Raw genomic sequence first — 12,454 nt, forward strand, 5'->3', positions numbered from 1 at the left:
TACGTTGATCCCCGGAACACGTCATGGCTTTAACCCGCCTCCTGATTAAAGATTTCCGTAATATTGAGCAGGCCGATCTCACGTTGGCACCGGGCTTTAATTTCCTGGTGGGTGCTAACGGCAGCGGTAAAACCAGTGTGCTCGAGGCGATTTACACCCTCGGACATGGTCGTGCGTTTCGCAGTTTGCAGGCCGGGCGCGTGATCCGCCACGATCAGGATGCATTTGTCCTGCACGGCCGTATTGAAGGCAGCGAGCGCGAATTGGCCGTGGGGCTCACCAAAAACCGTGCAGGCGACAGTAAAGTACGCATCGACGGCAGTGATGGCCATAAAGTCGCGGAATTAGCGCAGCTGTTGCCGATGCAGTTGATTACCCCCGAGGGGTTTACTTTGCTCAACGGCGGCCCCAAATACCGTAGGGCCTATGTTGATTGGGGCTGTTTCCACTCTGCGCCAGGTTTTTTCAATGCCTGGAACAATTTGCGACGCTTGATGAAACAGCGCAATGCTGCATTGCGACAAGTTTCGCGCTACAGCCAGATCCGCCCATGGGATCAAGAATTAGTGCCTTTGGCCGAACAAATTAGCCAATGGCGCGCCGAGTACAGTGCGGCGATCTCGAAAGAGATTATCGCCACCTGTGGTCAATTTTTACCAGAGTTTGAGCTGTCGTTTTCGTTCCAACGTGGTTGGGATAAAGAGAGCGACTTTGCCGAACTGCTGGAACGCAATTTCGAGCGCGATCGCGCGCTCACCTATACCGCCAGCGGCCCGCACAAAGCCGATTTTCGCATTCGTGCAGAAGGCACGCCGGTGGAAGATTTACTCTCACGCGGTCAATTAAAGCTGCTGATGTGTGCACTGCGTTTAGCGCAGGGCGAATATCTGACGCGCAGCAGCGGACGTCGCTGTTTGTACCTGATTGATGACTTTGCTTCGGAGCTGGACGATTCACGTCGTCGGCTGCTTGCCGAGCGCCTGAAAGCCACGCAGGCTCAGGTGTTTGTCAGTGCCATTGGTGTCGAACATGTAATCGACATGAGTGACGAAAAGGGCAAGATGTTCCGCGTGGAACAGGGTAAAATAGCGGTTCAACCTGAAGATTAAATGAGCGAGAAACGTTGATGTCGAATTCTTATGACTCCTCAAGTATCAAAGTTCTTAAAGGGCTTGATGCGGTACGCAAACGCCCGGGCATGTACATCGGCGATACGGATGACGGCACCGGTCTGCATCACATGGTATTCGAGGTCGTGGATAACGCAATCGACGAAGCGCTCGCGGGTCACTGTAGTGACATTGTAGTGACCATCCATGCGGACAATTCTGTGTCTGTTCAAGATGATGGCCGTGGTATTCCGACCGGCATTCACCCGGAAGAGGGTGTGTCTGCGGCGGAAGTGATCATGACCGTCCTGCACGCCGGCGGTAAATTCGACGATAACTCGTATAAAGTGTCCGGTGGTCTGCACGGCGTGGGTGTTTCAGTGGTTAACGCCTTGTCGCAGAAACTGGAGCTGACGATTCGCCGCGAAGGTAAAGTGCATCAGCAGATTTACCAGCACGGTGTGCCGCAGGCACCGCTTGCCGTATCCGGTGATACCGAAGCCACCGGTACGCGTGTCCGCTTCTGGCCGAGCTATGAAACCTTCACCAACGTCATCGAATTCGAATACGACATCCTGGCAAAACGCCTGCGTGAACTGTCGTTCCTGAACTCGGGCGTGTCGATTCGTCTGGAAGATAAACGTGATGGCAGGAGCGACCATTATCACTACGAAGGGGGGATTCGTGCGTTTGTTGAGTATCTCAACAAGAACAAAACCCCGATTCACCCAACCGTGTTCTATTTCTCTACCGAGAAAGACGGTATCGGCGTAGAAGTGGCGCTGCAGTGGAACGATGGTTTCCAGGAAAACATTTACTGCTTCACCAACAATATTCCACAGCGCGATGGCGGTACGCACCTGGCCGGTTTCCGTGCGGCAATGACGCGTACGCTGAATGCTTACATGGATAAAGAAGGCTACAGCAAAAAAGCCAAAGTTAGCGCCACCGGTGATGATGCGCGTGAAGGCCTGATTGCCGTGGTTTCGGTGAAAGTGCCGGATCCGAAGTTCTCTTCACAGACCAAAGACAAGCTGGTCTCCTCTGAGGTTAAATCGGCGGTTGAGCAGCAGATGAACGAACTGCTGAGCGAATACCTGCTGGAAAACCCGTCAGACGCGAAAATCGTGGTTGGCAAAATTATTGATGCTGCGCGTGCACGTGAAGCGGCACGCCGCGCACGTGAAATGACTCGCCGTAAAGGCGCACTGGATTTGGCTGGTCTGCCGGGCAAGCTGGCAGATTGCCAGGAACGCGACCCTGCACTGTCTGAAATCTACTTAGTGGAAGGGGACTCAGCGGGCGGCTCTGCGAAGCAGGGACGTAACCGTAAGAACCAGGCGATCCTGCCGTTGAAAGGTAAAATCCTCAACGTTGAGAAAGCGCGTTTCGATAAGATGCTCTCTTCTCAGGAAGTGGCTACGCTTATCACCGCACTCGGTTGTGGTATCGGACGCGACGAATATAACCCGGACAAACTGCGTTATCACAGCATCATCATCATGACCGATGCTGACGTCGATGGTTCGCACATTCGTACGCTGCTGTTGACCTTCTTCTATCGTCAGATGCCGGAAATCGTCGAACGTGGTCATGTTTATATTGCTCAGCCGCCACTGTATAAAGTGAAGAAAGGCAAGCAAGAACAGTACATTAAAGATGACGAAGCGATGGATCAGTACCAGATCGCTATCGCGCTTGATGGTGCAACGCTGCACACCAACGCCAGTGCTCCGGCGCTGGGTGGCCAGCCGCTGGAAAATCTGGTGGGTGATTTCAACAGCACCCAGCGCATGATCAAGCGTATGGAACGCCGTTTCCCAACGGCAATGCTGCGTGGCCTGATCTATCATCCAACCCTGAGCGATCTCAGCAATGAAGCCGCGGTTAAAGGCTGGATTGAAGGTTTAGTTGCATACCTGACCGAGCGTGAAGCGCACGGCAGCAGCTATATGGCGCACGTGCGCACCAATAGCGAACTGAACGTGTTCGAACCGGTATTACGTGTGCGTACGCACGGTGTTGATACCGACTATCCAATGGATAACGAGTTCATCGATGGACCGGAGTATCGCAAAATCTGTGGTCTGGGCGAGCAACTGCGCGGCCTGATTGAAGAAGATGCGTTTATCGAACGTGGTGATCGCCGTCAGCCAGTGACCAGCTTCGAGCAGGCAATTGAGTGGCTGGTGAAAGAGTCGCGTCGTGGTTTGTCAGTCCAGCGTTACAAAGGTCTGGGCGAAATGAACCCAGAGCAGCTGTGGGAAACCACCATGGATCCAGACAGCCGCCGCATGCTGCGCGTCACCATTAAAGATGCCATCGCGGCTGACCAGCTGTTCACCACGCTGATGGGCGATGCGGTTGAACCACGCCGTGCCTTCATTGAAGAGAACGCGCTGAAAGCGGCCAACATCGATATCTAATCTGTTCAACCCTTCCCAACCGGGAAGGGTTTTTAATTCCCCGCATTTTGCTATTCGCCTGACAATCTTCTTTTTCCTTAAAAAACATCTGCGTTAGTTTTTGTTTGCTTCCGTTTTTCCCCGAGTGCTGAGATCCGTATCACTTTCATAAATCGCCGTCTCCCTTACGCTTGCGTGCGAAGCGGAGGAGAGCGCATGTTTTTGGAAGAACGACGTAGCCAGATTTTGCAGTGGCTGGATGAACACGAACGCGTCACGGTGAATGGACTGGCTAGCCAGCTTGGTGTGACACGGGAAACCATTCGCACCGATCTCAGCGCATTGGCGCAACAGGGATTAGTGCAGCGCTGCTATGGCGGTGCTATTGCGTTGCGCCGCAATATGCAGGAAAAACTGATCAGCGAAAGCGGTAATTTTGAAGTGTTATTGCAGCGCCTTCAGTCACGCAAAGCATCGGGAAAGTCGTCAGGAAAGCAGGGGAAAGTCTGCATCCTTGGTGCATTTAACGTTGATATCGTGGCGAAAGTGGCGCGCTTTCCGCAAAGTGGCGAATCGCTGATGGCCCTCGGAAGCACCCTGGGACCGGGCGGCAAAGGGGCAAACCAGGCGATGGCGGCCAGCTGTGCCGGCACTCGCGTCCATTTTGTGGCCAAGGTGGGGACTGACCAGTTCAGCCAGTTCGCGTTCGATCACCTGTCTGCATCCGACATTCACTCTTTCCGTCTTTACCAAACAGACACCGAACCCACTGGCAGCGCCATCATTTATGTCTCGCAGGAAAATGGCGAGAACATGATTGCGATCTACTCGGGTGCCAATAAAACCGTCACTGATGAAGAGATTGCCGAACTCACGCACGAATTAACCGATGCGGATGTGATGTTGCTGCAACTGGAGAACAACTTTGAGGCCACCCGCAGCGCCATCCGTCTCGCGCACACCTTAGGCGTTCGCGTCATCATGAACCCTGCACCGTTTTCCGCTGACGTGGTGAGCTGCTTGGCGATGATTGATGTCCTCACGCCGAACGAAACGGAAGCTTCGCGCCTGTCGGGGATTGAAATCCTTGACCTGCCGAGTGCGCGTGCGGCCGCGCAGGCGATTGTCGCACTGGGTGCCAGGCGCGTGATCATCACCATGGGATCGCGCGGCGCGCTGCTGTTTGATAACCAACAATTCCACCACATTCCGGCTTTTCCAGCGCTCAGTGTTGATACCACGGGCGCAGGGGATGCCTTCAATGGCGCGCTGGCTGCGGCATTAGCCCAGGGACAAAGTCTGCTACAGGCCGCAACCTGGGCATCGGCCTTTGCTTCGCTGGCAGTAGAGCGAGAAGGGGCCAGCAACATGCCCGACCGTCAGCAGGTGCTGACCCGACTTCAACAACGATAAATCCAATAATGAATCACAGCGGTATTCCGCTGGCAGGAGAGATGATGAAAAAGATTGAAGGCATTGTACCGGTCATGTTGACCCCGTTTACCCCGGATAACCAGATTGATTATCCCGGCCTGGAAAAGTTGATCGGCTGGTATTTGCAAGAGGGCGTCGATGCACTGTTCGCGGTGTGTCAGTCGAGTGAGATGCAGTATCTCAGCCTTGAGGAACGCGTTGAGCTGGCACGCTTTGTAGTAGAAAAAGTGCAGGGCCGTGTCCCGGTGATCGCCTCTGGTCATATTAGCGACGACCTGACCGAACAGACTACCGAGCTGCAAGCCATGGCCAAAACGGGCATTGATGCGCTGGTGTTAGTAACCAATCATCTTGATCCGAAGAATCAGGGCAGTGAAACATTTTATGCTCACATCAACCATCTGCTGGAGGCATTGCCAGCCGATTTACCGTTGGGTCTGTATGAGTGCCCGGCACCTTATCGCCGTCTGTTAACCGATGACGAGTTCAGCTTCTGTGCTAACAGCGGTCGTTTCGTGGTTCTGAAAGATGTGAGTTGTGATCTGCCCACCGTTGAGCGTCGCGTCAAGCTGGCAGAGGGCACGCCACTGGCGATCATCAATGCGAATGCCGCGATTGCCTGGCCGGCGATGCAGGCAGGTTCAAAAGGTTTCAGTGGCGTGTTCACCAATTTCCATCCGGGCCTGTATCACTGGCTGTACCACCAAGGTGCACAGCAGCCGGATAAAGCCCATGAGCTGTCTCTGTTCCTGTCACTGAGCGCGGTGACCGAGACCCTCGGCTATCCGAAAAACGCCAAAATCTATCACCAGCGCCTCGGGACTTTTGCTAGCGAGCACTGCCGCGTGAACAAAGATGACGTGCTGGAAAAATTCTGGGGCCTAAGCGTACTGCTCGATCAAATCCGTGATGGCACCGCGTTATGGCAGCCGCGCGTAGCCAAATAAATCCTCTGAAGGGAGGATATTTATCCTCCCGCTGTACCTGAACCCACTAACGATAACGACACGGGAAAACATCATGATTGTATGCGATCGACTGGACTGGCCGCGCGAGCGCCACGCTTTTCATCCCATAGTTGACCAGGCTATTCGCTGGATTGCGGATACTGATTTCAGCCAGCTGGAAGCAGGGAAATACGATTTATTGCCCAACAACCAGATGTTCTGTCTGGTGCAGGAAATGGAGACTGAGCCGGCAAGCGCACGCCGTGCGGAGTCGCATTTTAACTATGTTGATATCCAGTATTTACTGGAAGGGCGTGAGAATATTGGCGTGGCGCGTGCCCATCCGCAGCACGTCATTACTGAAGATCTGCGCAGTGAGCGCGACGTTGTGTTTTATCAGGACACCATTGATGAGTCGATGATTACGCTGACGCCGGGCCAGTTTGCGCTGTTTTTCCCGCACGATGTCCATCGTCCGTGTTGTGCCGCGCCCGAAGTACAGCGGATTCGCAAAGCGGTGATGAAAATCCATCTCGACTTGTTCTCTGCCCCGCAGGAGGCGTCATGAAACCCTCCGCGCATACGTTATCCGATGCGACCCTCGCGCCAACCCCGGTAGTAAGCAAACTGCGTTGGGGCATTGTGTTGCTTTTACTGTTGGCGGCGGTGGTTAACTACCTTGATCGCGCCAACCTCAGTATCGCCAATACCACCATTGCTGCCGAGTTTGGCTTCTCGCAAACCGAAATGGGAATGTTACTGTCGGCGTTTCTCTGGCCTTATGCGCTGGCGAACCTCCCTGCTGGCTGGTTAGTCGATAAGTTTGGCCCGAAAAGAATGTTTTCATGGGCGCTGGGATTATGGTCCACCTTTACCGTGCTGGCATCGTTTGTGAATAGCTACAGCTTCTTCTATGGCTTACGCATGATGTTGGGTATTGCCGAATCACCCTTTTTCACCTCAGGCATCAAGATCACCCATCGCTGGTTTGGTGATAACGAACGCGGATTACCCACGGCAATCATCAATACTGGTTCGCAAATCGCCAATGCGATTGCGCCACCGATTCTCACCGTACTGCTGCTGACATTGGGCTGGCGCGGCATGTTTGTTGCGATTGGTTTAATGGGGATCCCTTTGCTGCTGGCATGGTGGAAGTTTTACCGCGACCCGAATGCGCGTGAAGATGCGCTGTTGCATGCGGGCCATCGCAGCGTGGCCTCGCCGGATGAGAAAGCGCAGTCCAGTTGGGGTGCCTTGTTCCGCCACAGCACCACGTGGTTTATGGTGATCGGCAACTTCTCCATCATGTTTACAATCTGGGTGTATCTCACCTGGCTGCCGGGCTATCTGGAAAAATCCTTGGGCTTCAGTCTGAAGGCAACAGGGTGGATCGCCTCCATTCCCTTCTTCGCCGGGATTTTAGGGGTGCTGGTGGGCGGTATGCTGTCCGATCGCTTGGTGCGCCGCGGTGTCCGTGCGATTACTGCGCGTAAAGTGCCGATTGTCACCGGCGCAGCGCTGGCGGCCTGCTTTGTGGCACCAATTCCGTTTGTGGATAGCACGCCATTAGCCATTGCGTTGCTGGCCATGGGGTACTTCTGCTCGCAGATGCCACAAGGCGCGCTTTGGACGCTGGCCAGTGATATCGCACCCAAATCTCAGGTCGCCTCTCTGGGCGCGATCCAGAACTTTGGCGGTTTCCTTGGCGCGGCAATGGCACCGATCGTCACGGGTATTATTCTCGATACCACCGGCAAATTTACCAATGTATTCTTGCTGGGGGCGGGTTTGCTGATGCTCGGCGCGTTGAGCTATGGCTTGTTTGTGCGTAAGCCACTTGCCGTAAAATAGCCTGAAGTGCCGTCTATCGTCGATTAACTGGTCAATGTGAGCTGAATCGCGCTAGCATTAAACAAACTCTGACTTAACCGAGGATGTTATGGCGATTAAATTGATTGCGATCGATATGGACGGCACGCTGCTCAACCCGCAGCACGAAGTGACGGCGGCAGTAAAATCGGCCATTGGTCGTGCACGCGATAAAGGTGTGTCGATTGTGCTGGCAACCGGTCGCCCGTTGGTCGGCATTGAGCGCTATCTGATGGAACTGGATATGCAGCAGCCCGGCCAGTATTGCATCAGCAACAACGGGGCTTTGGTGCACAACGCGGTTAACGGTGATGTCGTGGCCGAACAGACGCTCAGTTTTGATGACTATCTTTATATTGAGCAGCTGGCGCGCGACCTCGGCGTGCATTTCCAGGCGTTCGACAAATCCTTCCTCTACACGCCAAACAAAGACATCAGCGAATACACCATTCACGAAGCCAGTTTGACCGGCATTCCGGTGCGTTACCGTGCGGTGGAAGAGATGGACCCCGCCACGCGCTTCCCGAAACTGATGATGATCGACAAGCCACATCTGCTGGATAAGGCGATTGCTGATCTGCCTGCGCGCGCCCGTGATAGCTACACCATCCTGAAAAGCGCACCTTATTACCTGGAAATTCTTAATCCGCTGGTCAATAAAGGCTACGGCGTGAAAATGCTGGCCGATAAACTGGGTCTGCAGCAGTCGGAAGTGATGGCGATTGGTGATCAGGAAAACGATCTGGCGATGATTGAATATGCCGGAACCGGCGTAGCGATGGGTAATGCGATTGATTCGGTAAAAAGCATTGCGCAGTTCGTGACGAAAACCAATATGGAAGATGGTGTCGCGCACGCTATTGAAGAGTTAGTGCTGTAATCCTCTACTCTGCGGGCAGCGCACTGCTGTCCGTCTCTCTGAGTTGTGTCCATTGGTCGACATCAACAGCAACACTACGGAATGATCGTTCCCGTTTCCGCGAGTGTTTATTCATACACCCTAAGTGATGCACCACCCCATAATCGGCTCGATTTTGCCGGGTGCGCATTCATGCGCCCACGAATTGTCTATTATGTGATCCAGATTGTAGTACAACTTATATTGTTAGTACTACAATCTGCGTCATGGCGTGAGGTGGCGGTTAGTTTTCACGTGTCGAAAGCAGTAATCTGGTGAGCTACCGTCTTTCACTGAATGGAACATCATGACGCAAGAACAATTAAGCAAAACCGAGCGCATCATCCTTACGCTGGGTGAAGAAATTGTCGCAGGGAAGTATGTGCCAGGTGCTGCGTTGCCCGCCGAAGCGGAGTTGTGTGAGCGCTTTGGCACCTCTCGCAACATTATCCGCGAAGTGTTTCGCTCGCTGATGGCAAAGCGGCTGATGGAGATGAAGCGCTATCGTGGCGCCTTTGTTACCCCGCGCAATCAGTGGAATTACCTCGATAGCGACGTATTGCAGTGGGCACTGGCGCACGATCAAGACCCAAGGCTGATTGCCGCGATGAGCGAAGTGCGCGTGCTGGTGGAGCCCCAAATTGCACGCTGGTCGGCGGAACGCGCGACCTCAACCGATTTGGCGGCGATTGAACAGGCTTATAACGACATGGTTGCTCATCATCTCGATCGTGAAGCGTTCAATGAGGCAGATATCCGCTACCACGAAGCGGTACTGGCCTCGGTGCACAATCCGGTATTGCAGCAGCTTAACGTGGCAATCAGTCAATTGCAGAAAGCGGTGTTTGCGAAAACCTATATGGCTGATTCCGGCAACATGCCGCGCACCTTAGCCGAACACAAAGCGCTATTCGATGCCATTCGTCATCAGGATGGCGATGCGGCGGAACAGGCGGCAAAAGCAATGATCGCCAGCTCCACCGCCCGACTCAAGGAAATTATGTGACCAGCTATATCGCGATTGATTGGGGCTCAACCAATTTACGTGCCTGGCATTATCAGCAGGGCAACTGTATTGAGGAGCGCCGTTCAGAAGCGGGCGTCACGCGTCTTGGCGGACGCACGCCAGCAGAGGTGTTTGCCAGTGTGACTGACGGCTGGCCAGTGAATGAGGTACCGGTAGTGATGGCAGGCATGGTCGGCAGCAATGCAGGCTGGCTTGCGGTGCCTTATTTGGCCTGTCCGGTGGCGCTGGACCAACTCAGCAGCCGCCTGACCCGCGTTGAAGATAAAGCATGGATCGTGCCGGGATTGAGCGTCGAACGTGCTGATAACTACAACGTGATGCGTGGTGAAGAGACACAATTGCTGGGTGCCTTAGCGCTGCAACCTGCAACGCAGTATGTAATGCCTGGCACACATGCTAAGTGGGTGCAGGTGGAGCAGCAGCGAGTACAGGATTTCCGCACGGTGATGACGGGTGAACTGCATCATCTGTTGCTGAAACAGTCGCTGATTGGTGCGGGTTTACCCGAGCAGGAAGAGAATCCCGCCGCTTTCCGTGAGGGCTTAGCGGTCGGCAGCCACGATGCATCAATCCTTTCCCGCCTATTCGAAGTGCGTGCTTCTCATGTGTTGGGCGCACGCAATCGCCACCATATCAGCGATTTTTTATCCGGCCTGTTGATTGGTCATGAAGTGGCGCTGATGACGCAATACGTAGATCGCAGCCAACCGGTCAACATTATTGCCGGAAATGCGCTGGCGCAGCGCTATCAGCAGGCGCTGCAATTTATCGGTGTGGATTCAGTCACATTGGAAGGCGATCGCGCTTTCCAGCATGGAATAAGGAGTATTGCAGATGACCTGGCAAACTAAATTGCCGTTGATCGCCATCTTACGTGGCATCACGCCAGACGAAGCCGAAGCACACGTAGGTGCGCTGATCGAAGCGGGTTTTGACGCCATCGAGATCCCGCTGAATTCCCCTGAATGGCCCAAAAGCATTGGTGCGATGGTGCAGACTTTCGGCGATAAAGCGCTGATTGGTGCGGGCACGGTGCTGAATCCGGCGCAGGTCGATGAGCTGGCCACGCTCAACAGCAAGCTGGTGGTAACGCCGAATACCGATGCGGCAGTAATCCGTCAGGCCGTGGCGAAAGGGATGATTGTTGCTGCGGGTTGCGCCACCGCCACTGAAGCCTTCACCGCACTGCAGGCGGGCGCCCAGGCGCTGAAAATCTTCCCATCGTCGGCGTTTGGACCGGGCTACATCAAGGCGTTGAAAGCGGTGCTGCCGCCGGAAGTGCCAGTGTTTGCGGTGGGCGGCGTGACGCCGGAAAACTTGCATGAATTTATGGCCGCAGGCTGCATTGGCGCAGGTTTGGGCAGCGATCTTTATCGCGCTGGCCAGCCGCTGTCGCGCACTGTGGAGAAAGCTCGCGCATTTATTGCTGCTTATAAGGACGCTGTACGATGAAAATTACCAAACTGACCACCTATCGCCTGCCGCCGCGCTGGATGTTCCTGAAAATCGAAACTGACGAAGGCATTGTCGGCTGGGGCGAGCCGGTGATTGAAGGGCGCGCACGCAGCGTCGAAGCGGCCGTGCATGAGCTGTCGGAATATCTGATTGGTCAGGACCCGGCACGCATCAACGACTTGTGGCAGGTGATGTATCGCGGTGGATTTTATCGCGGCGGTCCGATTCTGATGAGCGCTATTGCCGGTATCGATCAGGCTTTGTGGGATATCAAAGGCAAAGCGCTGGGTGTGCCGGTGTATCAACTGCTGGGTGGTCTGGTGCGTGACAGCATCAAGGCTTACAGTTGGGTGGGGGGCGATCGCCCGGAAGAAGTTGTTGATGGCATCAAGAAACTGCGCAAGATAGGCTTCGACACCTTTAAGCTGAATGGCTGCGAAGAGATGGGCATTATCGATAATGCGCGCAAAGTGGATGCTGCCGTGAACACCGTGGCACAGATTCGCGAAGCCTTTGGCAAAGAGATTGAGTTCGGCCTCGATTTCCACGGCCGCGTCAGTGCGCCAATGGCGAAAGTGCTGATTAAAGAGCTGGAGCCGTATCGCCCGTTGTTTATAGAAGAGCCGGTGCTGGCGGAGCAGGCGGAATACTATCCGCGTCTGGCGGCGCAAACCCATATTCCGATTGCTGCAGGCGAACGCATGTTCTCGCGCTTCGAGTTCAAGCGCGTGCTGGAAGCGGGCGGCTTGGCGATTCTGCAACCGGATCTGTCGCATGCGGGCGGTATCACCGAATGCTATAAAATTGCCGCGATGGCGGAGTCCTATGATGTGGCGCTGGCACCGCACTGTCCGCTCGGCCCAATCGCACTCGCTGCCTGCCTGCACGTCGATTTCGTGTCACGCAACGCGGTGTTCCAGGAGCAGAGTATGGGCATTCACTATAATCAGGGTGCTGAACTGCTGGATTACGTCATCAATAAAGATGATTTCAAAATGGATGATGGTCACTTCTATCCGCTGAATAAACCGGGCCTCGGCGTGGAAATTAACGAAGAGCTGGTGATTGAAAGAAGTAAAAATGCACCGGACTGGCGCAATCCATTGTGGCGCTTCCCAGATGGATCGGTTGCAGAGTGGTAATACCCGTCATACTTCAATCTGTAGATGCGCTGGCTGCGCTCATTCACCTTGAGCAAGCTCTGGGGAATATATTCCCTTGCCGCCTGTCTGCACGTCGAATTATTTAGGGTTTAAGAATTTATAAAATCTTTTAGATAAAGATATGCCGGTGAAATAAGGCATAGG

Annotated in this window: 11 protein-coding genes; all 11 read left to right on the forward strand. The window is 54.2% G+C overall.

Annotated elements, in window-relative coordinates:
- Positions 1-23 precede the first annotated feature (23 nt).
- The 11 genes from recF (at position 24) to dgoD (ending at position 12,289) form a co-directional block, all read left to right on the forward strand.
- Positions 24-1,109, forward strand: coding sequence for a DNA replication/repair protein RecF (recF, locus tag HA51_RS05385; protein ID WP_084932848.1), 1,086 nt, complete (start codon positions 24-26; stop codon positions 1,107-1,109).
- A gap of 17 nt (positions 1,110-1,126) precedes the next feature.
- Positions 1,127-3,535, forward strand: a complete 2,409-nt coding sequence (gene gyrB / locus HA51_RS05390) for a DNA topoisomerase (ATP-hydrolyzing) subunit B (RefSeq protein WP_084932850.1) — start codon at positions 1,127-1,129, stop codon at positions 3,533-3,535.
- A 195-nt stretch (positions 3,536-3,730) separates the two neighbouring features.
- Positions 3,731-4,927 (forward strand): PfkB family carbohydrate kinase, encoded by a 1,197-nt coding sequence (locus HA51_RS05395; RefSeq protein ID WP_084932853.1) that lies wholly within the window; start codon positions 3,731-3,733, stop codon positions 4,925-4,927.
- A gap of 44 nt (positions 4,928-4,971) precedes the next feature.
- Entirely contained in the window at positions 4,972-5,895 is a 924-nt protein-coding gene (locus HA51_RS05400) for a dihydrodipicolinate synthase family protein (protein ID WP_084933302.1), read from the forward strand.
- 73 nt (positions 5,896-5,968) lie between these two features.
- Entirely contained in the window at positions 5,969-6,463 is a 495-nt protein-coding gene (locus HA51_RS05405; protein WP_084932856.1) for a NanQ anomerase/TabA/YiaL family protein, read from the forward strand.
- Entirely contained in the window at positions 6,460-7,749 is a 1,290-nt protein-coding gene (locus HA51_RS05410; protein ID WP_084932859.1) for an MFS transporter, read from the forward strand. The genes HA51_RS05405 and HA51_RS05410 overlap by 4 nt, the downstream gene beginning before the upstream one ends.
- An 88-nt stretch (positions 7,750-7,837) precedes the next feature.
- Entirely contained in the window at positions 7,838-8,647 is an 810-nt protein-coding gene (gene yidA / locus HA51_RS05415; RefSeq protein ID WP_084932862.1) for a sugar-phosphatase, read from the forward strand.
- Between the two features lie 325 nt (positions 8,648-8,972).
- On the forward strand, positions 8,973-9,671 hold the full coding sequence (locus HA51_RS05420; protein ID WP_084932865.1) for a FadR/GntR family transcriptional regulator: 699 nt from the start codon (positions 8,973-8,975) through the stop codon (positions 9,669-9,671).
- Positions 9,668-10,543: a 2-dehydro-3-deoxygalactonokinase gene (locus HA51_RS05425; RefSeq protein WP_084932868.1), complete on the forward strand. Its 876-nt coding sequence runs from the start codon at positions 9,668-9,670 to the stop codon at positions 10,541-10,543. The genes HA51_RS05420 and HA51_RS05425 overlap by 4 nt, the downstream gene beginning before the upstream one ends.
- Positions 10,527-11,144, forward strand: a complete 618-nt coding sequence (locus tag HA51_RS05430) for a 2-dehydro-3-deoxy-6-phosphogalactonate aldolase (protein ID WP_084932870.1) — start codon at positions 10,527-10,529, stop codon at positions 11,142-11,144. The genes HA51_RS05425 and HA51_RS05430 overlap by 17 nt, the downstream gene beginning before the upstream one ends.
- Positions 11,141-12,289 carry a galactonate dehydratase gene (gene dgoD / locus HA51_RS05435; protein ID WP_084932873.1) on the forward strand — a complete coding sequence of 383 codons (1,149 nt, stop codon included), beginning with the start codon at positions 11,141-11,143 and terminating at the stop codon, positions 12,287-12,289. The genes HA51_RS05430 and dgoD overlap by 4 nt, the downstream gene beginning before the upstream one ends.
- Positions 12,290-12,454 lie beyond the last annotated feature (165 nt).

Origin of the sequence: Pantoea rwandensis (genome assembly GCF_002095475.1) — a bacterium.
Classification (GTDB): domain Bacteria; phylum Pseudomonadota; class Gammaproteobacteria; order Enterobacterales; family Enterobacteriaceae; genus Pantoea; species Pantoea rwandensis.